A 25,789-nucleotide genomic window follows, 5' to 3' on the forward strand; every position below is an offset into this window, starting at 1 on the left:
AGTTATTTTAAATATTCCTTCTCTCTCCATTTACTATAGTATCTAACCATAATAGACTTAGGAATTATTGCTGAAATTATTGGTTTCAAACATAAAATCCTCTTATAAAAAGGTACACCAATCAATTTGTATCCATTGTAGAATACCTTTGCTGTCTGTATTCCAGCCTTTAGGCTACGTTTTTTTAAATCTTCTTTGCCTTCTCTATACATATAATGTACATCCTGAATATTATACCCGCTGTACCCCTTAGCATAGAATCTAAACCATAAATCTAAATCCTCAGCACGCATAGTGGCTTCAGAAACTGTATAACCTTCCAAACTGTCATATACTTCTTTTTTCATCATTATAGTAGGATGAGCAAAAGGTGTATCAAAAAGCAAATCACTTTTAGATGGATACTCCTTGCTACGGCGAATACCATGCTTACCCTCGCTATCAAAAATCATTCGCCCACAACCTACGCAATCATATTGCGGATGGTCTTCCAAAAACCTTATTTGACGCATAAATCTATCTGGAAGTGATAAATCATCAGCATCCATTCGTGCAATGAAAGATCCTCGGGCAACCTCTAAACATCTGTTAAGAGTTGCTGCGAGTCGCATATTTTTTTCATTCTTTAATGCAATAATTCGTTTATCCTTTTTTGTGTATTCTTCAATAATTTGATAGGTATTATCAGTTGAACAATCATCACATATAATGAATTCCCAGTCCTCATATGTTTGCGAAATAATAGATTCAATTGCATCTGCAATAGTCTCTGATGCATTATATGCGCCCATAATGACGCTTATTAAAGTATTGTTATCACTCATTTTCTACTCTGTTATTCTCAACGCGTTTTCTTAATATTCCACCTATAAAGAGTATAAAAAACCAATATTTTCTATATCTCCAAGGACAAGTTTCAATAGTATAGTAAATATTGATTGATACTAATAATGACACAAGAACATAATCGAACATTGTCATTTTCATCATTAATAACCTAATCATATATACCAATATAACTATTTCATATCCTACTAAAAGCAAAAATATAACTGTATCATAATCTCTTGAAAATAGTAAAAATACATTATGTGCTATATCCAATGATGGTGTACTCCAACCGCCTAATGGCTGTTGTACACTTAGAATTAAACCTTCTACTATTGATCTATATCTAACGTTACCAAATATACCACCATCTCTTCCTAAGAATGAAGCAGCATATCTATCACCAATTCCTGACACATTTAGTTTTACAAGAATTGTTCCACTAACCAAACATACAAAAGCTAATATACCAATGATAGTAAGGGCTTTTCTATAAGATTTATTCTTATATTTTTTTTCTTTTATTATGTAAATGCACAACATAATAAAAGTCACAACTATCTGTGTAAGTAAACAAATTCTTCCTCTTGCGAAAACAAAATCAACCACCGTAGCTAAAATATTTAATGCTATAATTAAAAGTCCAATTAAAATGTTTTTCTTAAGATATATTAGACCTAAGAATAACCAAGCGGCTATAGCACAAAAACAAAAAACATAAACTGTTCTTGCCATGTGGACACCTGTAAAGAAATCAAGCCAACCATCCCAGCTATCTGTTTCTTCTAAACCGCTATTATGATTTGCATACTGAATAAGGCCTTGTATATAAATCATGATAGTCATAATAACAAGAGCAATCAAACCACGTTTTTCAGATTTATCCTTGTCTGTCATAATATACTTTCCAAGGATGTAAAAGAATGGCCATAACAATACATAATAAACTGTTTCTGGTAATTCGATATTTCTATGAGCATCTATTAATGCTGTTCCAAATCCAGCTAATGTTATAAATCTTAGTGCCCAATCTTCAAATAAATACTTATCATAAATTACAGCATAAATGATAAAGGTCACACTTATTATTGCGAGAACTCTAATATCTATCGCTTGAAACATAAAAGAATATATGCCAACAAAAAAACATATAGCATAAAATAAGATATTGTCTATTCTCTTCATTAAGGTATTCATCTATTTCTCCATTCTATGTTTGTTCATTAAAACTGGAAGTAAATAAATTCCTGTCCAGTAATATCCATTGAAAATATAATCATTATCATACAGCTCCAATAAAGTGCATATCTGATAATAAAGTTTTTGCTTGAAATCCACTCTACTAATAGAGTTTTGTTTTTCTGGTCTCCTCTAGCTCGCATTACACTAGATATAAATAATATCAGTGTTCCTAGCATAAGCATGGCCATATTTCTAATATCTAGTCCTAGTGCCCACAAATCAACTTTTATATTTACAAGGTTTGCAAGGTAGAAAGAGTTCTTAAATACAATAAAAGCATCACTAACACTATTAGCTCTAAAGAATACCCATGCTATATCTACAAATATAAAAGTCACTATAATCTTGCAAACATAAAGTACTTTGTTTTTAGGATTAATTCTCAACGCTTCAAGAAGCTTGTCTGTGTGTGGCTTTAACAAATCCTCGATGATCTGATAAACACCATGAAGCAATCCCCAAAAAATGTATGTAAATGCAGCCCCATGCCACAATCCACTTACAAAGAAAGTAACCATGATATTGAAATACTTTCTAAGCTGACCTTTACGATTTCCACCAAGTGGAATATAAAGGTAATCTCTGAGCCAAGTACTAAGTGATATATGCCATCTACGCCAGAAATCTTTTATAGATGTAGCAAAATATGGAAGATGGAAATTCTCCATCAAATCATATCCAAGCACACGTGCAGCACCAATTGCTATTGTAGAATAGCTCATGAAATCACAATATATCTGTAAGGCAAACAAAATGCTTGCCAATACAAGCTGATAACCAAAATAGCCAGATACATTATTATACACTGTATCTACTAGAATTGCACATCTGTCGGCGATTACAAGCTTTAGGAAGTAGCCCCAAAGCATAGTAAGAAGGCCGCTTCGTACATTGTCATAATTAAACTCACCCGGTGTATCAAGCTGCTTTAGCAAGTTCTTTGAACGCTCAATTGGTCCTGCCACAAGCTGTGGAAAGAAAGAAACAAACAGTGCATATCTGAATAGGTTCTTTTCTGCATATATCTCATCACGATATACATCCATAGTGTAACTGAGAGCCTGAAAAATATAGAACGAAATACCGACTGGAAGTACAACATCCACTGCCGGTACATCCATCACAATACCTAACTTTGCAAATACTCTTTCCCATGTATTAATAGCAAAGTTTATATACTTGAAATAAAAAAGCATTCCAATATTTAATATAAAGCTTGCTGCCACTATCCAATTTTTCTGACGTACTATTATTTCCTCTGACTTGCCAGAATTCTTTACATGCTCCATAAGGATACCACTTAGATATGTAACCAATGTGGAAGCCATAAGAAGCAATATGTACTTTGGATTCCAGCACATATAATAGAAATAACTACATAACAAAAGCCAATAGTTTCTTACTTTCTTTGGAAAAACAAAATACAAAAGCACTGCTATTGGAAAAAATAATAAAAATTGTGTCGAATTAAAAAGCATTTATACTCATCCTTAACTAATAAACATACTCAGAAAATCCAGCTTCATCATTATAGGTAACATTCTTAATACAAATCACTTTTTGATTTACATTATCAATTACCATAATGCTTATTGCATACTCATCTGAAACACTCCAACTAGAATCACTTTGACCTGGCATGGAGATTAATAAACGTTCATCATCATCCTTAATCTCAATCTCATCTACTTCTGTTCCTGCAGTGTTGCAATAATATACTTTTCCCGCATTATCAGTTAATCCTAGGTCATTTGCTTGAGTAATCTTAAAATCTGTACCATCAATAAATGATTCTTCAAATTTATCTATACATCCCTCATTGTCATAAAGAAGAATTGTATAATCTCTATCACCAGCAAACTTGAAGATATCCGCGGTCATATTTTCCATCTGAATGCTGTCGTCTATGGCAAGCATTTGGCGAGGTGTATATGTATCTGCGTCATCAAATATTTCTTTATAATTTTCCTTTATGTATTCGCTAAACTTTAAAGCACCATCATTGTTTAGATGTATTTCATCTGCAAAATCTTCAATTGTAAAAATATGCTGTCCCCAATCAAAATTTACGTTATCGTATTTCTCAACATATTTATTATAAAACTGCTTTACTTCTTCTAAGTATTCATCTGACATTTGAGAATTATCTGGAAGTGGCGGTTTTACAATATGTACTGCTATTCCATTCTTCTGACAAAGAGCTATCGTTTTATCAAAATAAGACTCATACAAGCTGCCTGCTGAAAATTGTGTATATGGTCTTGCTTGAGAAGTTACAAACACTTGATTTCCAAGAGTAGTGTATCTTCCTCTATGTAGCTCAACCTTTTCCATAGCAGCAATATTAGTTTCATAACCTCTGATTTGCTGTGTATCTTCTGGCAACTTATCCTGTGTTAAATAGTTATTAAGACTCACAATATATTTACTAGGAAAATATACTTCTGTGGCAATTAAATCCGCATAAGCTCCATTATGATAAAAAAGACCGGTATCATCCTCTGTCGCATTTGATATTAGCTCAATATTGTCCAGTAAGCTAAATCTATGTGCAGGAACAATCTTATCCCAATATGCTTCTGTATATCTAAAATGTGAATCATGATAACTCAGAAACACATCTGTAGGTGCATCGTTATGTGCAAGATAATCTTTTAGCACATAGTACCCTTCTACTGTTGAAGAACCTCCAATAGAAAGATTTATCATTGAGTCGGATATAACTTCCGGCATGTAGGCACTATTACAAGAACTGTCTCCTATAACAACAACCTTATAATATTTATCCTGTTTGGTTTCCGTAAACTGCTTGTTCCAAAATGTATATGCAAAATCTTCATTAGAGTAATACATTTTTCCAAAACATAAGAACAATGATAGCCCCCAAATAGGAGCTGAAACCAATCCACATTTAATAAATAATTTTATAACTTTATTCTTCAATTTTATGCCTCTTGTGCATCTATATTTTAGTCGATTTGGCGATTAATAAAGATTTACTATTATCGAATCCACCCCGTAATACTTTGATGCACACTGGTTGCAGTTGCCATATTTTGCATCCTCTGTAAGTGTCTCGCGAGGAATTTCATCCAAGCTTACATAGTAGGAATACTGGCACCAGTCCACATTTTCTCTGTCTATAACTACTTCAGCTCCGTCTTCTGCTGCTATTACCTCATTCAAAATATCATCCCAGAAATACCAGCTTTCCTTAATGAGGGCTGATTTCTGATAAATATCGTACTGAATGATTTGCATGTAAGCTCCACCCTTTAATGAGAGCACACCGCCTGCTACGATGCATAGGCAAGCAACTGCCGCCATAACAGATGCTTTCATCTGAAGCTTTAAAGTCTGCTTGAACCAAGCTCCTAATGCAAATACTGCTACTGCAGATCCAATAAAAATCATGTAGTCCTCCACGTAATAAACACGTGGTGTGAACTCTGCATCGATTGTCTTTGCAGAGCCATATACATATAAGAGTAAGCCGCTGAAAGCAGATATGAATATGCAAATGTATCCAAATAGGACTTTGAATATATTAAGCTTACGTTTACTTCCAATATAAAGTCCAAGGACAAAGATTATTGCAAATATTGCTACAGCCCATGGCTTTGTCTGTAAAGTAAGTTTTAATCTAAAGTAAATGCGATAAGCAGTGACTATTATGGCATTGAACAAGCTATTGCCAGCACTGTTTTCATTGGACATTCTAGTGTAATTACCAGGTGCGATAGCCATAAGGATTCCTGAAATGATATATAGCACTAATGGTAATATCTTGCGCTTGATGCTCTCACCATTTTTAAATCCCATGATGAATGATAGTGTTACATACATGGAACCGATAGCCACGCAGTACATCATGCTAGTGCATGTAATCATACCAAGGATAATCATGGCTACATACTTTTCATTGCTTGTAACATCGTCCTGATAACGAAGCATTGCTGCAACTGTGATGACACACATCATCATCATTCCTGAATATCCTGGAGTGCCTGACCACCAATTATAAACATCGCTATAGTAATAGCTTGTTGTTACAAGTAGTGCAACAAGGAATGTTATTACATCAAGCACCACTGCCTTTTCAATCTTAAAAAGGTATTTAAACACAGTTCTAGTAGCCCAAAGCACACCTACCATGATTATGGTATTTACGAAAATCATACATATGCCAAAGCTGTGGCCTGCATTGTCAAAAAGATATAAAGGATTGAACAATACCTGAATTGCGATTGCAAAGATTCCAGAATTTCCAAATGAATTAGTATAGTTCCAAGCGATTCGATGGAACATTTCTACTACACGATTTTTCGACCACCATTCAATAGCCCAGGCAAAATCATCGTTTGCTGGCATTGAGTAAAAGATGGAATATATAAACGGAAGAAAGATGGCTAGGTAGCCAAGAGCTAGTAGCCATCTGTAAAGATTCTCTTTCTTAAACATTCTTATTCTCCATGTCAGAATCATAGTTAATAATGTTCTTGATAACGTACTGCGGAGAATTATTGATGCTGATAAATATACGTCCTACATACTCTCCAATAAGACCAAGCACAAGAAGGATAAACCCTCCAAGTATAAGTATTACTGCTATTGTAGAGCTCCAGCCAAGCATTCTGGTTGGATCTACAAGCTTTCTGATAATGACATAAATAGCGTAAATAAAGCCTATAAATGCTATAAACGAACCGCTGTAAGAAGCAATTCTAAGTGGAATGATAGAGAATGATGTGAAACCATTCATCCAAAGGCCAAGAAGCTTTTTGAATGTATATCCTGAAGTGCCTTCCATACGCTCTCTATGGTTAACACTTACGTTGCAAATATTCTTTGTAGTACGAAGTACAAGGCCGATTACATAAGGGTATGCCCCCTTGTAGTTAAGCATTTCATCCACAACAAAACGACGAGCTGCAAAATAGCTAGAAACATAAAGCTCCTTTGGCTTATTAAGCATAACCTCTGTCATCTTTTTATTGAGATGACTGCCCCAGTTTCTGAAGCCAGAGTGCTGCTTGTGGTCGTACTGAGCATAAACTACATCGTAGCCTTCCTCGATTTTAGCGATAAGCTTATCCACTTCATCTGCTGGTGTCTGGCCGTCATCATCAAGGCAAACCACAATATCGCCAGATACAAAATGAAAGCCTGCCATAAGTGCGGCATGCTGTCCGAAGTTTTTAGCATGGTTAATACCAATGATATTTTTGTTTTCTTCACAAAGCTTTCTGATTACAGAAAAAGTTGCATCTGGGCTACAATCGTTTACAAGGACGATTTCATAATCGTAACCTGCCATAGTCTGCATCTTTTCTTTTATTTCAGCTACTACCACCTGAAGTGTGTTTTCAGAGCGATAGCATGGTATCACAAAGGATATTTTCATTAATTTGTACTCCCGTCACTGTATTTAGACATAAATATTACGTCTTCTGGCTGGCCTTCCACCCACACGTCATCATGTGATTTGTATTCCTCGGTAAAACCTGCCCTAGTGTATGAACGTCTTGCAGGAATGTTTTCTGCAAGAACACGCAGATAGATTTTGTGCATATCCATATGCTTAAAACCGTAGTCACAGATAAGGTTATTAGCCTCTGTTCCACGGCCGCCGCCAAGATATGCTTCCTCACCTATCAAAATGCCAAATTCGCATTTCTTGTTTTCTTTATCGATATGCTGTAAATAAACTGAGCCTATCTTTTTATTGTCCTGTTTATCCCAGATGACAAACTGAACAACTTCGTCAGTGAGGACCTTTGTGCTGATCCACTGGCGCTGCTGTTCAACTGTAATATCTTTTCTATAGATGAATTTAGATTTGATTAAATCGCTATTGCGCCATCTAACAAAATCCTCAGCATCATCAAGCTGCATAGGTGTCAAATAAACTTTTTCACCTTCTAATTTAATACTAGCGTCCATTATAGAAATCCTTTACTACCTTAACAACCTTTGCGTGATCCTCGTCTGTAAGACCATAGTAGAGAGGAAGACGTACCAAGCGCTCGCTCTCCTTTGTAGTGTAAACATCCTCGCCTGCGAAGCGACCGTACTTCTTTCCAGCTGGTGCTGAGTGAAGTGGAATGTAATGGAATACCATAAGGATGTCGTTTTCCTTAGCATAGCTGATGAGAGCTGTACGCTCCTCCAAATCCTTACACTTGAGGTAGAACATGTGGGCATTGTGCTCGCATCCTTCTGGAACTGTAGGAAGCTCTACCTTGCCTGCATCTGCAAGCTCCTTGAAAGCATCGTAGTACTTGTTCCAAGAATTCATTCTATCATCAAAAATTTCCTGAGCCTTTTCAAGCTGTCCGTAAAGGTATGCAGCGTTAAGCTCTGATGGGAGGTATGAAGAACCAGCCTCTACCCATGTGTATTTATCAATCTGTCCACGGAAGAATTTAGCACGGTTTGTACCCTTTTCACGGATGATTTCAGCCATCTCTGTGTTAGCTTCGTCATTGATAAGAAGAGCTCCGCCCTCTCCCATTGAATAGTTCTTTGTCTCATGGAATGAGTATGCACCAAAGTCACCGATTGTACCAAGTGCCTTGCCGTGGTATGTACTCATAACACCCTGAGCAGCATCCTCAACAACCTTGAGGTTGTGACGCTTTGCAATGTCCATGATAGTGTCCATCTCGCAAGCTACGCCTGCATAATGAACAGGAACGATTGCAACTGTCTTGTCTGTGATAGCCGCTTCAATCTTTGTCTCGTCGATATTCATTGTATCTGGGCGAATATCAACAAATACAACTGTTGCCCCACGAAGTACGAAAGCATCTGCTGTAGAAACGAATGTGAATGAAGGCATGATAACCTCATCACCTGGCTTAATATCGCACAAAAGTGCTGCCATTTCTGTAGCATGTGTGCAAGAAGTTGTAAGAAGGACCTTCTTTGCTCCAGTCTTTTCCTCAAACCAAGCATTGCACTTTTTAGTGTATTCGCCATCACCACAAATCTTGTGCTTTGAAATAGCGTCTGTAATATAGTTAATCTCTGTTCCCACACATGGTGGTACGTTAAATGGAATCATAGTCTGCTCCTTTAATTAATGAATAAAATTGTAAATTATTATTCCGTCGAACTCATCTGTCCTTGTGACAGTGACATTTGGGTTGCGTACTGTAACATAATCAATTAACGTATGAGAAACCTCTGTGCCGCAGAAATACACGTTTCCTCCCACGAACTGGTCGATGAAAAGTGTATCAAAACCATTGGCATGAATTTGTTTCCAATACATTGGTGTATTGTACACCCATCCGCCCCAAAATACTAGATTTTTTGGAACGCCATTTTTATACACAGTGAATGGGTCCGCTGGAAGAGCCAGCGACAAATCATAGATGTACATATTGTCAGGGTGCTCTATTGCGTAGTTTTCCAAGCTATTGGACTGATTGATGTCCGCCTCACGATAAATATCATGAGCAACTGTGTATGTATATTTAACCATGTTTGTATCAGGCTTTAATATGAAACCTGCTACCATGATAACTGCCATAAGACCTGCTGCCGCGATAAGAGGCCTTTTGCTTTCAAGCTTTGTAAGCTCACTAATCATCATTGCAACTGATGGCACAAAGAAAATAAATACAAGTGCCTGATATGCTCGCATTGGGAAGCGTGCCTGTATCAAGAAATAGATTGATACCACTGCAAACATTCCAAAGAGGGCATCTATTGTAAGGATAGCTTTTCTATTTATAAGTTTTCTGATTGCCAGGATGTTGCTAAGTAGAAGCAATGCGATCCAGATTACCACCTGGATGTTTACCACCTGACTTGCAAGGATGAGGTTATAAGCACGCTCTACATACTCTCTTTTTGTAAGGCCTGCTCCCTGGTACGCATTTACGATAGTCGCAAAGTTTTCTGTGGTGAGGTTCTCGTCCATGAAAAACCAATTGCTGGCTGCATTGTAAAGGGATTCATCCCAGCCTACTGAAGCGTACACTCCGTTTACATCTTCCTCATATGAAAGGTGAGGATAATCAATCCATGTGCCTGCCTGGGCGTAATATTCGTTAAACTCAGCTATGCCTGTAGCTTTTTCGTAGATAGCGTTACTGCCGAAGGCAAGGGCCATAGCGATTACCATGATGATTGCCTTTTTGATGACAAGCCTTCTGCTGTCTTCATTTTCTGTGAAGAACTGGAAGAACAAAATAATAAGCACTGCTGCAAATCCTACCAAGCCAAACTGCTTACGAATGCCATATGCACAAACCTGCATGATTACCGCAATCACGAATCCGCTTTCTAAAAGCTTTTCTGATTCCATACTTGCAATAAGACTGCAAGCTGCTGCACCTGCAACAAGACCTGCTGTGGCTGTGTACTGCAAAGCTGTTGAAAAATGCATGAAGCAGAAAAGAAACATAATAATGAATGCCACTTTTCCAATGATGCTTTTAAAGCTGGTAGCTATAATCCAAAGGCTGGCTGCCACCATGCCAAGCTCGAATATGGTGTACCAAGCAACGCCTGAATATATTCTATAAAATAAAGCGATTATTCCATAATAATAGAAGCTTCCAAACACAGTGCCCGCTTCCGGTGTGCCGGTGGTGTAGCCTGCCGTAAGGTACATCAACACCTTGTCATCATTGTTTTGGAAACAGATAGGGCAAATAATCCAAAGGGCCGCAAGGGCCACTGCCACTATTACTAATGAAACAAGCCAATTCTTTTTCTGTAATAATTCTTGTATCATTTCCTACTCCTCTTCCTGAACCAAATACTTTGGTCTATTCTTTGTTTCAAGATATGTCTTTGCCAAGTACTGGCCCTGAATACCAAGGCAGAGAAGCTGGATGCCGGATACCAACAGGATGATGCAGACCATTGATGGCCAGCCGTTTGTTGGATCACCGAATATAAGTGTTCTGATAATGATTACTATAATAAATAAAAATGCCACTATGCACATGATGCTGCCAAACAATGACGCCAGTGTAAGCGGCGCTGTGCTGAAGGCCACGATGCCATCCATCGCATAGATGAATAGCTTCCAGAAGGACCACTTAGTCTCTCCTGCTACACGCTCCACGTTTTCAAATTCAAGCCATTTACGCTTGAAGCCTACCCAACCAAAGATTCCCTTGCTAAAGCGGTTGTACTCACCCATAGAAAGAATGGCATTTACAACCTTGCGAGTCATCATCTGGTAGTCGCGAGCTCCGTCCACAATATCAGCACTGCTGATTTTGTTCATAATCTTGTAGAACTTACGAGCAAACCATGAGCGGATTGGTGGCTCACCTTTTCTATCAACACGGCGAGTAGCTACACATTCGTATTCGCCACTTTCAATGCATGAAAGCATCTCTGGAAGCATTGATGGTGGATCCTGCAAATCTACATCCATGATTACCACATAGTCGCCATGTGATTTTTCAAGGCCTGCATATATGCCAGCTTCCTTGCCAAAGTTACGTGAGAAGGATACATAGTGAACACGCTCATCCTGCTGTCTTAATTGCTTGAAGACCTGCAGAGTGTTGTCCCTAGAGCCGTCATCTACGAAAACAAACTCGATATCCACGGCAGCAATCTTGTCTTCCATTTCTTTTATTGCGTTGTAAAAAATCGGTGCTGCTTCTTCTTCATTGAAGCAAGGCACTACAATTGAAAGTAATTTTTTCAATGATTTTTCCTCTTATCTTGGGTAATTTATTGTAATGGATTTCTTTGCATAATAAACATTTGGAAGGATTTGCTGTGAATCATAGAATGCATCCAAATCCACTGCATATACCTCCCCTGGTTCCATTCCTGAGTAAAGGAAGTATTTGTTCCACGAGACATTGTAATCTCTGTCTACAACCACATCCTCATCAGAGCTCTGCTCTATCTCAAGAAGGATTCCATTCCACAAATCGTAGCTTGCTGCTATTTCAGCACGCTTTGCATATACCTCATAGGAAACTGTAGTAGCGTAGCGACCAGTTACGATAAGTGCTAAGGCACCAAGTACAGCTAAAGCAGCTGCTGCAATGTATCCAATCTTTTCTAAATTCGCATTTACGATATATCCAATCCACTGACCAATCATAAGCGCACCAAGGCAGATGGTAATTTCAAACAAGAAATCGAATACATACTGCATACGCACATCAAGGTAAGTGCGAGTCATTCCACGACCATATACATATGGAAGGAGGCATCCCATCCAGATGCAAACTGAGGCAATACCATAAAGGATGATGTTGCCTGGCTTACTTTTCTTACCAGAGCTGATTGCAAAGCCTATGATAACGAGCACTGCTATGATAATCAGTGTGACTGAGCGTTCCTTTAATATAGCCATACCGAAGAACTTTACATCGACAATGGTCTGGATTACTGAATTGCTAACCGACACTTCCTCAGTGTACTGGCTCTGGCGAGCAAAATTGCCAGGAGCTGCCACTGCAATGATGCCTGCCGCGATATAGCAAATCAGTGGTAAATATTTCTTGAAGAGATTTGAAATGTATTTATCAAACTCTTTATTAATCAAAACTATATAAAGGAAGAAAATTCCAAGTGGTATATCCAAAGCTGTAGTGTTGGCAGCAAGTGTGCCAGTGATGATAGCCCAGATATAGAACCTTTTTTTTCCTGTCTGGCCGAAGCGAATGATATAAGCAGCTGCCAGGAACATAAATGCCATATTCATAGGATATGCAATCATGCCAACGTACCAGTTGTATGCCTCTACGTAATAGTAGTTTTCGATGAGCATCACAGCTGTAAGGAAAGTGATTGAGGAAGCAATCAAATCCGAATCAGTGTGATTACGAAGCATGTATTTAACGATTGTCTTTACACCATAAAGGACGGCAGCCATGCAAAGCAAAAAAGCAATAATCATGTATACGCCGTAAGAATGTCCTAAATGAATATGAAGATTAAGTGGGTTTAACAAAAGTTCAAAAACGAAAGCAACCATGGTGCCGCCTCTTTGCAAAAAGAAGAAAGGCACTGCTGCAAAGAATTCAAAAATTGAATTGCCATAAGCATCCCTGCCAAGTGCCATAGCAAAATCGTCGCTAGCAGGAACCGAATAGTATATAGAATAGATATTTGGTAGAAATAAAATCAAATATAAAAGTGCGAATATAATCTTTGTTTTATTCTTGAGAATTTTATCAGCCATTGGGGCCTCCACATATATTTTCTTTCATCTATTGCGATTTTATTATATAATCACATAAGTATTAAAAATTATAACATAAAGCTATTTTTATATCAAAATTAGGAGATTATTCATGATATTCAAATTAGAAGAACGTATTTTGAAGTGGATGGCTGAAAACGTTGTATACATCGCCTTTGGGGCAGCTGTTTTAATCAGCTTTTTTATCAGATATGCGCTAAAGGATGTGTACACTAGCGATGCAGATTCCTGCCTTCTTCCATGGTACTATGCTATAAAGGAAAATGGCGGCATCCGTGGCTTAGCCGTTCCTGTAGAGGGTCTTAATTACAATTTCCCATATCAGTTTTTGATTGCGATTATGACCTACATCCCTGTAAATCCATTATATGGCTACAAGATTCTCAGCTGTATATTCGATTATTTGATGGCTGGAGCGGTAGCTTACTTAGTTTACGATATGGCTATTAATAAGAAGAAAGAGCTTGCATTACTTGCATTTATCGCTGTAAGCTGCTCACCAGTTGTATTTATGGATTCGGCAGCTTGGGCACAGTGTGATTCCATCTATGTATTTTGGATTATCCTTGCAATCATCTTTCTTCGCAAGGAAAAGTATTTACCAACGTTTATTTTTTACGGTATCGCATTTGCCTTTAAGTTCCAGGCAATCTTTATAATGCCATTCTTCCTGTTCTACTATTTTTACAAGAGAAGATTCAGCATTATTTATTTCTTCCTCATCCCAGTGATGATGATTGTGCTGAGCCTTCCAGCTTTAGTGCAGGGCAGAACTGTTAGCGAGATGATTCACATCTACACAGACAACACAAGCCTTCACCAGTCTCTTGCAAATGGCTATCCTACTTTCTGGAGAGTCCTTGCAGACGGAACTGATTACACAGGCGCAGATGCCTATGGCACACTTAAGCATGCCGCTATGGCCTTTGTAGTAATTGTCCTTGGATGCCTGGTTTATATGTGGATTAGAAATGCCATAGAGCTTACAAACCGCAACATCATCCTCATGGCATTTATCATGACATATACCACCATATTCTTCCTTCCTGCTATGCACGAAAGATATGGATATTGCTATGAAATCCTGGCAATCATGATTGCATTTATGATAGCGAAAACAATCCCACTTGCTGTAGCCCTCACATGCATATCACTTACCACTTACGGTGGATATCTGTTCAACAACACAGTAAACGAGTGGACAATGGCTGTTATCAACCTGATAGTTTACATTTCATATATGATTATTCTTAATAAAGAATTAGTTAATAAAGAGATTGCAGAGGCCTAAACCTCTGCAATCTCTTTATCTTAATTTATAAATATTTGTCTGACCGTAGCTGTAGATTAATTCTCCCCCGTAGGCTTCTACTAGTGCGTCTATAGTATCGCCGTTCATTGTGGCGATATACTTTGAATTCAAGTTTCCAACGTTTTCAATGAGGAACTCATCCTCGCAACAATTGATTCCCATCCCCGCAGGAACTGCATACAAATCGTTGAAGTAGGTAGATAAGCTCCAGATGATGGTGTTGTCCCATTCATCGTCGCTATCCAGTGATATGAGCTCTGTAAGCTCTGCCTGGGCCTCTGCCACTGTTTCTATCTGGGCCTGATCTGGCTTTACCAAATCGGTGTAGAAACTGTCTGCTGAAAGCCATGTGGTAAAGAATACAATCACAAGGGACACGATGTTTATCCAGCGGTGTCTAGCCAGCACCGACATAAAGATGATGCCGATAAAGCCGCAGGCCATCAAATGGCGGCAGCCTTCCTTGGAATTGTAAATCGCCCAAAGGGCACATGGAAGTATAAACCATACTAAGGCTGCCGTGATATAGCCTTTTCTTTTATCCTTGAATATCTTGTAGAACACGAAGATGCCTACAAAGAGATATATGATGTACCAACTGCCTCGCACTGACTGTAGCTGCAAAGCCTGCCACATATAATTAAGTGATTCCAGAGCCCCTACTGCTTCCTTTTTTAAAAGAATCAGTGGGTTCACCCAATCGATTGTGACATCTGGTGAGAAGTACTCAGCCAGGCAATAGTGGATGATAAGGGCGTAGCCAAGGGCCGATGCAGCACCTACGATTACCTGATATATCACCTTATGTCCGAAGCCATGCTTTTCCCATGCCATGTAGACGAGCACTAGCACGAAGGCTGCGTAATAGCCACGCATCAGCGACAGATAAAAGAGGCAAACATCCGAGAGTATCATCCAGTATGCTGCGCCAGTTTTGTAATATCTATACATGAATGTGAGGAGCATCAAGAAGAGAACGCAAATCAACACCTCTGGTGATGCCGAAAAGATGTATCTCAATCCTACTGAATATCCAAGCCAAAGTCCGCTTACAACAAGCTGCTGCTTAAGTGTGAGCTTCATAATCGCAGCAAAAGCAACAAGGCCTATTATGGAAATTACGATATTGAAAATCACCGGTGTGGTGTAGGTCCATCCAAATATCTTTCCAATTAAAACGAATGGCAAGTGGATAGCAAAGCTCCATCCACCAAGGTTGCCCCAAAGGGCGTGGCTTTCGTTGAAGCCGTAGAAGCCAAGTGGCTTGCCATATGCAATGATTGCCTCCACCTGCTTGTAGTAAGTAAACTCATCATTCCACTGGGAGCAAGCTATGGAATATTCCGTAAATCCGATACCGTTGTACAACAAAAACAGAATACACCCCAGTATCGGTGTAATAGCAGCTAACCCAATCGCAACATAACGATTATTCTTCAATATTAAACTCCTTTCCTCCCCCTCTTCAGGGCGGGTACAAAAGTAATAGCTAGTAATGTAATTAATGTAACCCCCTCTGAAAAACGCCATGCGAATGGCGCTACGAACTTAACAGACAGTGTGTCGTTAAATCCGGCTGGCACCTGTACCTGGTACTGGTTGCCATCTGTTGATTCAAGCTGATATTCAATGCCAGCTGAATCAAAAGCTCTTATGTATTTAAAATTAAATATAGGAACAAGCACTGTGGCAGATTCTTTGGATTCATTATCTATAAGAATCTGTCGCACGCCTTTGCTATATCCTAAATCCTGAACTGTGCAGTCATCGCCCTCCAGAAGCTCTGCTTCTGTGGCAAGGTCTGATGTATCTGTGCCTACCTGTAGGTAAAGCCCATCTGCAAAGTTTTCCCTTCCCTCTATGGTTTGGATGGTGTAGTTCCTGCAAGACAGTGTGTACATGAACCATCCTGTCTGGGCCAATGCAAGCATCCCTATGCAAATGATTGCAAGGCCGTAAGTGATAGCCTGTTTATCGGGCTTTATAGCCTCCAGAACGGCTCTCAGCGCGTATGTGCCACACAGCGTCCAGCAGATGGTCTGGATGACCAAATAACGGCTAGGATACTGGACTGAGCGCATGATATTTGAAACAGCATTATCTCCCGCAAAGATTCCCCATGGGAAATATGCTGATGAAAGCCAGGCTGCAATGAGGCCGATAATGAAGATGCTAAGGATTCTTTTGAAGCTTGTGTTGGTCAAAGCCAGCTTTTTCTTGAGAATTATCGTCAGTATCATCAGTGCAAATGCCACCACGTGAACCACGCCAAGGCGTGTGTATTCCTCGCCTGCGCTAGTCCATTCGTACATGCTTCCGCTTCCCTCTGGGAACAGGCCGAATACCTGGTCCAGATACAGGCCAAACTTTTGGATGTTTTCCCCTGCTGTACCTACGCTCGCGTTGAAATCGTAGGATGTGTAGCTGTCCAAAAATGGAACCAGGAAGAATGCGTTTAAACACACAATCATGACCAGTGCAAATAATAACTCTTTTATGTGACCGATTGTTGTTTTCAAACAGATGATTAGGAAAACAAATATTGCAAGGGCCACCATAACTGTAGTCAGAATGTGTGATTCGATAATGCCTGTGGTGCCGATTACAAGTGGCATTGTGGTGCGAATCAGACCATCATGATTATCATCGAACAGGATATGGTAAATACCATACACAAGCAGTGGAATGAAAATCATAGCTGTGTATTCGCCGACTGCTGCTCGCATGTACACATTTGAAATATAGTAGCCAGCCAGCATATATGTGGATGTAGCAAGAAGTGCCCATCTCCTATCCTTGAAGATTCCCTTGAAGGAATATGCTGCAATGGCAACGCCGATTATGTTGGTCAAAATCACGTATATGTTGTAGCACCTGTATGTGGCCAAGCCTGCCATGTGTAGCAACGCTGGAACATACAGGAAGATGTTGCCATACATGGTGGTGGAAATATATCCATTGCCATACCAGCCTGTGGTCTCGAAGCGAACTGGGAACTGACCGTTTGAAAGCTCTGTGGCGATGGCTTCGATACGTCCCATGTGGAACCACAAATCGTGACCGTTATAAATGCCATTTCTAAATGCCGGCAGGGAGGCTATCAGGGCCACCCCAGCCAGTATCAAGAAATACAGGCTCGTTAATATTCTTTTGTTTTCTGTTAGTTTTTTTATCATATTATTTTGTGAGCAATACGAAATTGCCTGATCTACCTACCTCTACTGTATATGTGCTGAGAATATACTGTCCTGCCTCTGATTCAACGAACTTCTCATACTTTGAACAGCTCTCATCGATGAGCACGTATGTGGCTGTATTTTCAGGATTAACATTCCAATAATCAAGTATTCTGGTATTGATGTGGGTGCGCATGTAGGCGCTGCCTGCTGCCTGATGAGCATCGCTATTGAGATAGCCTGTGCTGTTGCTTCCGAAAGCGACAAGCAAATAATCATCCTCGGTAACATATGTATCAAGAAGCTCCATCACGCTAAGATTAGCATTGTAATCATCTGGTGTAAGGGCGATACCCTTGAAAGCTCCATCCTCTACCAGCCATCTTTCTGAAACGATGCTGGCGAAACCTCCATTGCCCTCTGCAACCCAGAAGCATCCGAAGAAAAGAGCCGCGATAGTGAGTGCTGTAACAAGGAAGCCCATGCCATTATCATCCTGGCAAGCAATGAGAATCACTGCAAGGACCACATAGTATGCCATGTGGGCTGGCACGGAAATATCCTGGTTTGTAGAAAGAAGCCAAGCGAACTGTGCCACTGCCGATGTTGCAAAAATGAACTGAAGCAAAATATTGCCACTGAGGCTGTTGTTGCTGTACTGGCCAATGACTGTGTAGTCAGCCTTTTTCTCTGGCTGGATAAGAACTGGAAGCCAGAAGAATGGAAGCAAGCAGCCGTATGCAAAGCGTGAATCGCTGATGCTATCTGAGCGAAGCGCGCAAATTGCAAGCATGAACACTGCCCAGTAAAGTGACAATACAACGCCAAGGCCATACTTATCTACGTAGCGATACTTTCCAAGAATCTTTACAAATAAAACTGGAAGATATGCCACTACTGCGAACACTGCGTATTCTGCAAGCATCATGCCGATGCGGACTGGAAGGCTCTGGTCGTAATCTGAATCCTCTAGATACTGAAGCTGTGGAATGATATTGCCAAGGCCTGATGTAAGCTGCAGATAAAGAATCACAAGTGCTGCTATCACAAGGCATGTAGCAAGATAAATCCAGAATGGCTTTATCATTTCGTATCCCTTGTAGCTAAGGATGAGAAGGATCACGCCGAAGCATACTGGAAGGATAATCATGGATGGGTATGCAATAACTGCAATACAGCTAGCGATTCCCATAAGTACTACGTATGCAGGCTTGCTTGTAACAAGGAAGCGAATGCCGTATGCAATGAAAAGCAATACTCCAAAATCGCAAATCGATTTATACGAAATAGCCTTGTAGCTCATTATGAAAAGGAATGCGAATAAGCTAGCGTAGAAGGCTCCATTCTCATACTTTGTTCTCTTTAAAACTGAATAAAGGTAGATGCAGATAGCAAGCCTGATTATCGTATATGCGATACGAAGATAGAGAACCAATCCAATTCCAAGTGGATAGATAAGTGGCTCTAACGCAAACTCGTAAAGTGCAAACAGTGGATATGTGAAAAGGCCTCCCATCTGAAGTGGGCCCCAGGCATCCACAAACATCCTCTGCCCCTGGAAGATTCCCTTATAAATTGCCAATACGCCGTTTTCATCTATAAAAAGGCCTGTGTTCAAAGTGATGATTGCCCACACAAGAGCAGCCAGGCCCAAAATTCCTCTTAAAACTCCCTTTTTCTCTTCAAAAAAACCCATTAGTATCTCCTTAAATTATGCCGCCTATGAGAATAAGCGTTTTTGCACATAGTTCAATTTATTATATCATAGGCTAATCGCCGGAAAAAGTACAAAATAAGGGCCTAGGAAAACCCTAGGCCCCATAATACATATTTTGCTAATTATTTAACGCCGATACCAAGTACTGGTGCATAATTAACTGTCTGTACTGGAAGTGCTCCAGCCTTAACAGCTGATGTTGAACCAAGTACCATATCGTATACAGAGTATACTGTGATACCGTTTCTGAATGCATCACCAAGTGTTGGTGTTACACGCCATGTAACTTCCTCTGGATGTGTTGCATAGTGAACATAGTATGCAACGATGTCATCGCCATAAGCTGCACGAAGATCAACGTTTCTAGTAGCATAAACATCTACGTTGAACTGTGCGTTTGGCTGACGCTCTTCCCAAAGGCCACATGCTAAGAAGTGAGCAAACAATGTCATGTCGCAATCTGTTGTGTAGTAATCGAATCCATAATAATCCATTACATCAGCATTTGCGCTTGCATAAAACTTTGCATCAAACATTGAATAGAGGCACTGAACTTCCTCAGTAGTAAGCTCTCTTCTGTACTCATCTGCACGGCTAGCAGCTGATGCGCTAGTAGTGAATACTGATACTGCAAATACTGCAGCAAGTGCAAGAGAGAGAACCTTTGCAATCTTGAATCTCTTCATAATAGACACCTTCCTTTTAAATTTAACCCCATTTCCCTATTTTATGGAATTATTCTAATTCGAGTCTACTCCATAAGCATGTTGAAATCAAGAATAATTTCTGAACAATTGATGAATAAAAAATTGCTATAAAAAACTCCATCGCCCAGTTCTTAGGCAATGGAGTCTGATTTACTTATATTCGCTTTCTGTAATGAAGTTCTTCTTCACATCCGCAAATACGGTATCCAAGATTCGCTTTGTGTTCTGGCTGCGCTCAGGGTTGTCCTGGTGGCCATCAAGCGAATTGTCCACGAAGTTGAGCTTGCCGTTCTTGCGGCCATCGAAGCCTGCGAAGCTAAGCTCCTTGACGCCGAGCTTAACAAGAAGGTTGATGAGCATCAATGTGGAATCGTCATTGTATTCGTCGTTGAAATATACAAGCTCGTTGTAAGCGATTGCTGCGTCGTAGCTTTCGATATCACGCATAAGGTTTGAAGTGATAACTAGCTTGCTATCGCCCTTTTTATCCTTGATGCTGTCGTAGCGCTTTGTGTTTGTAAGGAAGATGATATCGGCACCTGCCTCTGGCACAAAGTTTACTGCGATAGTGCATGTGTCAGCTGTCTTTGCTGCTGCGATCTTGTCCGCAGATGTCTTGAGACTCTCGCCTGGAGCCATAACAAGGATGTTTTTGTAGCCTGCAAGGATGTCTGAAAGATTCTTTAAATCTGCCTTGTCATCGTATTTAACATCCATGTACTCCATGTAGAGCTTGTCGATGTATTCCTCGTTGAAGGTCTCTGCCTCGGAAGGGTCCACCTGTGAAAGGATACGCTGGATGTCCTTTGTCTTGAGACGCTTTTTGTTGATCAAATGCTCTGCATATGTACGGTGTAAGTAGTACTTTGCAGAAAGGGCGTATGGAATTGCATAGCCCCATGGCTCGCGAGCCTTGATTGGTGCGATGTAGTCGTCAATTGCATCATAGATTGGCTCCAGGGCGTAGCTTGTTCCGTATTGCTCATTCATGTAATCTGCAATCTGCTCGATGCAAAGGTTGCCAGGCACACGGCCCATTCCAAGAAGTGAACCATCAATAACGATGTTTCGTGTTGGGTTGGCAATCTGAGCTACGTGCTGAGCAAGGTTGTATGCCAAGCCAAGATTCTCGTGTAAGTGAACACCGATTGTGATATCTGGAAGAAGGTTGTTCTCTACCAAATAATATCTGTGTGAAAGGTCGTTAACACGCATTACGCCGAAGGTATCTACGATTGAGAAACCGTATGGGTGAAGCTCGTTAACCTTTTCAAGGACCTCGATATATTCCTTATCTGAATAAACGTTGTTGTTTACTGGGTTGATGAAGACCTTGTATCCCTTGTCCATAAGGATGCGGGCTGTCTTGAGGCCCCAGTCAAGGCGCCATCTCTTGAATGAAAGACGGATGTATTCGATAGTTCCGTCGCATGGCTCCAAGTGCTCCAAATCGATGAAATCTGCCATAAGTGAGAAATGAGAATGACCTCTATCCTCTGGCAAAATTCTTTTAACATCCTCGATTGTGTAGAAACGAGCTGTGTCCTTGTCATTGACGCTGTCCCAAAGGAAACCAACCTCGATAATATCTACGCCTGCCTCTACCAATCCTTTGATTGTGTTTTTGATAACTGACTCGCCGAATTTACCCTGGACGATGTGGCCACCGTCACGGAGAGTACAGTCTAATAATCTAATGTGCTGTTCCATAAAAAACCTTACTTTCTTACTTTAACTTTCCCTTTGACTTGAGGAATGTGTATACTGCATCTGCCAACTCGAAATCGTCAGCGTTATCAATATCTACGCACTCTGCTGCATCGCACTCAACGATGTATGGGTTGAGACCGCATCTTGCGTGAGTCTCTGCGAAGCACTCCTTTGTGAATACGTATGGAGATGGGTTCTCTGTGTAGAATGCTTCCATATCCTGTGTACGTGGTGGGTTGCTCAAATCGAAATTGAATGGCTTGCCATCCTTCCAGAAGAATGTCTGATGCTTCTGGCCTGCAAATGCAGATGATGCCTTGCCCTGCTGCACTGCCTCAATGCACTCTTTGATGTGCTCTGTAGTAGTGAAAGGTGCTGTGGCATGGCAGAGAATGTAAACATCAGCCTCTACCGTCTTTACGAATTCCTCGTAAATTGCACGACCCTTGCAGAACTTGTCATCAAGGAATGTAGGGCGCTCAAGGAACTCTACTCCCTCAGGCAAATACTCTTTGATAGCTGGGTTGCTGCAATAGCAGTAAACTTCATCGATGCAATCACCCTTGAGGGCTGCAAGCTTTTCAGTTATAACGCGCACAAGGGGTGTGCCGTCTGAAAAGCACTTAGTATTCTTGCCTGGTAATCTTTCGTTATTCATCTTTATTGGTACAAAAGCTACTGTTTTCATTTTATATACCTCTCTATGTAGTTACTTATATTCGCAAATGCGTTAGGTTCAAACATACCATCTGGATCTACTTTGCCGGCGCGACCTGTTTTGATAAGGTCCACAACCTGCTCTGCTGTATTCACCAGCGGCACATTCTTTTCTTTTATAAAATACTCCATATTTACGGCGGTGTCACCATAGTTTAAGAGGATGGTGTCGCAGCCGAAGCCGATGCCTTCCCACACTGAAGCTGTGCGGGTGCTGACAACCACGCTTGATGCGGCAAGGTATTTGAAGATGTGATTTTCGTTGTTAGAAATCACATCAAGTTTGTCGTTTACAAGCCAAGGATAACGCTTTTTGTAGTAGCCAAACTCCAGTGGATGGAGCTTGTAGATGATGCGGTATTCCTCCCCAATCATATCTGCCACTGCTGCTGCCACCTTGCTGATTTGCTCGCCCTCTGCAAGGGTTGAAATGAAGCAGATGGTTTTGTCGTCCTTTGGATTTTCTGCCTGGTAGTGGGCTCTCTGCTTTTCGAAAAATGGGAAGCCTACTGTGATCATATTTACATTGTCAGGCAGGTGCACAATTGGAAGCTGTGTCTCGCTGTAGATGAGCTCGTCGTCTGGAAGCTCAGTGAGATGATCCTCTGGATTGTACTGCATTGGTGTGTGAGTAGGGAATGCGAAGCCGTGGCTGTATTCCGCGGTGTGGATGCCCCTCTCGTGACCAAGCATGCTCATAGCGTAGCTTTCCATTGCGTAGTAGCAGATTTCGATGATGAGCTTTGGATTAGCCTTGTCCAAAATCTTGCCACAATATTTCTTTGTGATATCGATGTAGTACATTCTATCAACGATATCAGGAATAAGCTTTTCTCTTAAATCCGGGCCAAATTCTGTTTTGATTGCATCAAGGATTGGACCGATTTTTTCTGTAACGGCAGCTGTGCGCTGCTGGCGCTTCTTAGTATTGAATTTCTTTGAAAGCTTTACTGCCAGGTTGGTCTGGAATGCCACCCTATCAGTAAAATAGACATTGTCCATTCCGTTAGGTGTGCAATGTCCGTGGTTTTCTGGATGCTCAAGAATTACGCTGTTGTACTTCTTTGCTATCTCATCGCAGTAGATGTCCTCGTAGATACCAGTGTCGGCATTCTTGGTACGACGACCGTTTCCGATGAAAAGCACATCCACATTTTTATAAGTGAAAGGCTTTAGGGCATTGATGGCCATCCTGATGAGCTCAGACTTTGTGAACCCCTGGGCATCGCCCTCGGTACGGCCCACCGTCTCGGCCTTGATGGCATTGTGGATTTCGTATCGATACAAAGCCCACACATGCATGCCCTCAATCTCTATTTGGTTACATTTGTGCTCTCGCTCGAAGGCGAGGAAGTTCTCAATCGTTGGTTCTTTCATCGTAAGTTCTCTCTGAAATGATATAACGTGGGCGAGCCTTTGTCTCCATGTAGGTCTTTCCAACGTACTCACCGATTACACCAAGTGAGATGAGCTGGATGCCGCCAAGGAAGCATACTGCCACCATGATACTAGACCATCCGGCATTTGTATTGCCAAGGAAGTGCTGTACCACTGAATATATAAGCAAGATAAGGCTGATGAAAGCCACGAAAATACCGAATCCTGTAATCATGCGGATAGGCTTAACACTAAGGGATGTGATGCCATCGAATGCAAGGGAAAGCATCTTTGAAAGTGGGTAGTGGCTTTCGCCGGCGATACGCTCGTTTCTTGCATAGTAAACGCTAGTGCTCTTGAAACCTACAAGTGGGAACATTCCGCGAAGGAAAAGGTTGACCTCCTTGAAGTTTGCAAATTCGTTAAGCACGCGGCTTGAAACTAATCTGTAATCAGCGTGGTTGAAAACAACCTCTGCGCCCATGCCATTTAAAAGCTTGTAGAAGCTTTCAGCTGTGAAGCGCTTGAAGAATGTATCTGTAGCGCGGCTATTGCGAACACCATAGACGATTTCGCATCCGTCCAAATATGCATCTACCATTTCGTTCATAGCATTGATATCGTCCTGACCATCGCAGTCGATTGAGATAGTGATGTCACAAAGATCCTTTGCTTCCATAAGGCCTGCAAGAACTGCGTTCTGGTGACCACGGTTGCGGCTCTGTGTGATGCCAACGAAGTGCTCATCCTGCTTTGCAAGGTCCTTGATAATTTCCCATGTAGTGTCCTTTGAACCATCGTTTACGAACATTACGCGAGACTTATCATCGATTTTGTCTGCTGATACAAGCTCCTTGATCTTATCTAGGAACATTGGAGCTGTGATAGGTAACACCTTTTCTTCGTTGTAGCATGGAATAACTATGTAAAGTACTGGTTTCATTTTAATCTCCTTAATATAAAGCCATGATTTTATCAATTTTCGAGCTATCTCCCCAAACTGCCTTTGAGTCGTATGGGCGATCTGGGAATGTGCCGTAAGCAAGGCTGATAGAGAACCCATTGTCTTCGATGAATTTCTCTACGCGGTCTGCAAGCTTCATTGGCTTGCCTGTGCAGCACTCGATGATTCCAAGCACTTCATCCTGCATAGCTGCCTTAGCAACCTGCTCACAGAATAAATCGTAATCTGTGAAATCGTACTGATTCTGGCCTGTTGTGAATGGGAATGTGGTGTCGCCTGCCTCTGCTGCAGCTGTGAGCTTAGAGAAAATGCTGCAACCCTTGTGAGCGTTACCAACTATATAGTAGCCCCTGAGCCACTGAAGCTTCACGCCTGTCTCCTTGCAGAGGAGCATGGTAGCCTGGCGAAGGGCATTCTTTGAAATACCGTAAAGTGACTGTGGTGCGCATGGTGTGTCTGCCTTGATGCAGCCTTCCATGAAGCCGATTTCGTGCATGGTGCCCATGACACACATCTTTCTGATGCCGGCACGGCACATCTTTGAAATGAAATCGTAGTGATGTGGCAAATCGTTCATATGATTTTCTGAAGCGTGGCGGAAACCGTCGCGCCAAGCCAAGTGAATCACAACATCTGGCTTTTCGAAATATCCATATGGGTCCTCAAGTGTGAAAAGATCTGCGTCGATTCGCTTTGCACGTGGGTCCACGTCGTCTGTGTGGAAATCCGTAGCAACGACCTCTGCGCCGAGATCAAGCATAGTCTTTACCACACCCTGACCTATATATCCATTTGCACCTGTAACTAAATACTTCATAATATCTCCTAATCCAAATCCGCCA

At 40.8% G+C, this 25,789-nt stretch carries 21 protein-coding genes; 1 reads left to right on the plus strand and 20 read right to left on the minus strand.

Annotated elements, in window-relative coordinates:
* Positions 1-2: 2 nt before the first annotated feature.
* From BMY66_RS10440 to BMY66_RS10490, 11 genes are all read right to left on the minus strand, one after another.
* Positions 3-824 carry a glycosyltransferase family 2 protein gene (locus BMY66_RS10440; RefSeq protein WP_090395118.1) on the minus strand — a complete coding sequence of 274 codons (822 nt, stop codon included), beginning with the start codon at positions 822-824 and terminating at the stop codon, positions 3-5.
* Positions 817-2,025 carry a hypothetical protein gene (locus BMY66_RS10445; RefSeq protein ID WP_090395119.1) on the minus strand — a complete coding sequence of 403 codons (1,209 nt, stop codon included), beginning with the start codon at positions 2,023-2,025 and terminating at the stop codon, positions 817-819. Before BMY66_RS10445 ends, BMY66_RS10440 begins: the two co-directional genes overlap by 8 nt.
* A gap of 26 nt (positions 2,026-2,051) precedes the next feature.
* Positions 2,052-3,431: an MBOAT family O-acyltransferase gene (locus BMY66_RS10450; RefSeq protein WP_242942710.1), complete on the minus strand. Its 1,380-nt coding sequence runs from the start codon at positions 3,429-3,431 to the stop codon at positions 2,052-2,054.
* Positions 3,432-3,564: 133 nt separating this feature from the next.
* Positions 3,565-5,013, minus strand: a complete 1,449-nt coding sequence (locus BMY66_RS10455) for a hypothetical protein (protein WP_090395121.1) — start codon at positions 5,011-5,013, stop codon at positions 3,565-3,567.
* A 42-nt stretch (positions 5,014-5,055) separates the two neighbouring features.
* Complete coding sequence (locus tag BMY66_RS10460) at positions 5,056-6,531, minus strand: DUF6056 family protein (protein ID WP_090395122.1); 1,476 nt, start codon at positions 6,529-6,531, stop codon at positions 5,056-5,058.
* Complete coding sequence (locus BMY66_RS10465) at positions 6,524-7,474, minus strand: glycosyltransferase family 2 protein (RefSeq protein ID WP_090395123.1); 951 nt, start codon at positions 7,472-7,474, stop codon at positions 6,524-6,526. The genes BMY66_RS10460 and BMY66_RS10465 overlap by 8 nt, the downstream gene beginning before the upstream one ends.
* On the minus strand, positions 7,474-8,013 hold the full coding sequence (locus tag BMY66_RS10470) for a GNAT family N-acetyltransferase (RefSeq protein WP_090395124.1): 540 nt from the start codon (positions 8,011-8,013) through the stop codon (positions 7,474-7,476). The genes BMY66_RS10465 and BMY66_RS10470 overlap by 1 nt, the downstream gene beginning before the upstream one ends.
* Positions 8,003-9,136, minus strand: a complete 1,134-nt coding sequence (gene rffA, locus BMY66_RS10475) for a dTDP-4-amino-4,6-dideoxygalactose transaminase (protein WP_090395125.1) — start codon at positions 9,134-9,136, stop codon at positions 8,003-8,005. Before rffA ends, BMY66_RS10470 begins: the two co-directional genes overlap by 11 nt.
* A gap of 15 nt (positions 9,137-9,151) precedes the next feature.
* Positions 9,152-10,819, minus strand: a complete 1,668-nt coding sequence (locus tag BMY66_RS10480; RefSeq protein ID WP_090395126.1) for a hypothetical protein — start codon at positions 10,817-10,819, stop codon at positions 9,152-9,154.
* A 3-nt stretch (positions 10,820-10,822) separates the two neighbouring features.
* Positions 10,823-11,752 carry a glycosyltransferase family 2 protein gene (locus BMY66_RS10485; protein WP_090395127.1) on the minus strand — a complete coding sequence of 310 codons (930 nt, stop codon included), beginning with the start codon at positions 11,750-11,752 and terminating at the stop codon, positions 10,823-10,825.
* 12 nt (positions 11,753-11,764) lie between these two features.
* Positions 11,765-13,246: a hypothetical protein gene (locus BMY66_RS10490; protein WP_090395128.1), complete on the minus strand. Its 1,482-nt coding sequence runs from the start codon at positions 13,244-13,246 to the stop codon at positions 11,765-11,767.
* A gap of 112 nt (positions 13,247-13,358) precedes the next feature.
* On the opposite strand from BMY66_RS10490, the gene BMY66_RS10495 reads away from it, so the two are divergent.
* Positions 13,359-14,558, plus strand: a complete 1,200-nt coding sequence (locus tag BMY66_RS10495; protein ID WP_090395129.1) for a glycosyltransferase 87 family protein — start codon at positions 13,359-13,361, stop codon at positions 14,556-14,558.
* A gap of 15 nt (positions 14,559-14,573) precedes the next feature.
* Here the strand turns inward: BMY66_RS10495 and BMY66_RS10500 are convergent, their stop codons facing one another.
* From BMY66_RS10500 to BMY66_RS10540, 9 genes are all read right to left on the minus strand, one after another.
* Entirely contained in the window at positions 14,574-16,019 is a 1,446-nt protein-coding gene (locus tag BMY66_RS10500; RefSeq protein WP_090395130.1) for a hypothetical protein, read from the minus strand.
* Between the two features lie 2 nt (positions 16,020-16,021).
* A complete protein-coding gene (locus tag BMY66_RS10505; RefSeq protein ID WP_177175653.1) occupies positions 16,022-17,755 on the minus strand; it encodes a hypothetical protein in 1,734 nt (577 codons plus the stop codon).
* 1 nt (position 17,756) lies between these two features.
* Entirely contained in the window at positions 17,757-19,451 is a 1,695-nt protein-coding gene (locus BMY66_RS10510; RefSeq protein ID WP_090395132.1) for a hypothetical protein, read from the minus strand.
* Between the two features lie 143 nt (positions 19,452-19,594).
* Positions 19,595-20,158, minus strand: a complete 564-nt coding sequence (locus BMY66_RS10515) for a hypothetical protein (RefSeq protein WP_090395133.1) — start codon at positions 20,156-20,158, stop codon at positions 19,595-19,597.
* Between the two features lie 171 nt (positions 20,159-20,329).
* Positions 20,330-21,889, minus strand: coding sequence for an aldolase catalytic domain-containing protein (locus tag BMY66_RS10520; protein ID WP_090395134.1), 1,560 nt, complete (start codon positions 21,887-21,889; stop codon positions 20,330-20,332).
* Positions 21,890-21,905: 16 nt separating this feature from the next.
* Entirely contained in the window at positions 21,906-22,577 is a 672-nt protein-coding gene (locus tag BMY66_RS10525) for an acylneuraminate cytidylyltransferase family protein (RefSeq protein ID WP_090395135.1), read from the minus strand.
* Positions 22,574-23,983: a hypothetical protein gene (locus tag BMY66_RS10530; protein WP_090395136.1), complete on the minus strand. Its 1,410-nt coding sequence runs from the start codon at positions 23,981-23,983 to the stop codon at positions 22,574-22,576. The genes BMY66_RS10525 and BMY66_RS10530 overlap by 4 nt, the downstream gene beginning before the upstream one ends.
* Entirely contained in the window at positions 23,964-24,926 is a 963-nt protein-coding gene (locus BMY66_RS10535; RefSeq protein WP_090395137.1) for a glycosyltransferase family 2 protein, read from the minus strand. Before BMY66_RS10535 ends, BMY66_RS10530 begins: the two co-directional genes overlap by 20 nt.
* A 10-nt stretch (positions 24,927-24,936) precedes the next feature.
* Positions 24,937-25,764, minus strand: a complete 828-nt coding sequence (locus BMY66_RS10540) for an NAD-dependent epimerase/dehydratase family protein (RefSeq protein ID WP_090395138.1) — start codon at positions 25,762-25,764, stop codon at positions 24,937-24,939.
* Positions 25,765-25,789 lie beyond the last annotated feature (25 nt).

It is taken from the genome of Pseudobutyrivibrio sp. C4 (assembly GCF_900111635.1).
GTDB lineage: Bacteria > Bacillota > Clostridia > Lachnospirales > Lachnospiraceae > Pseudobutyrivibrio > Pseudobutyrivibrio ruminis.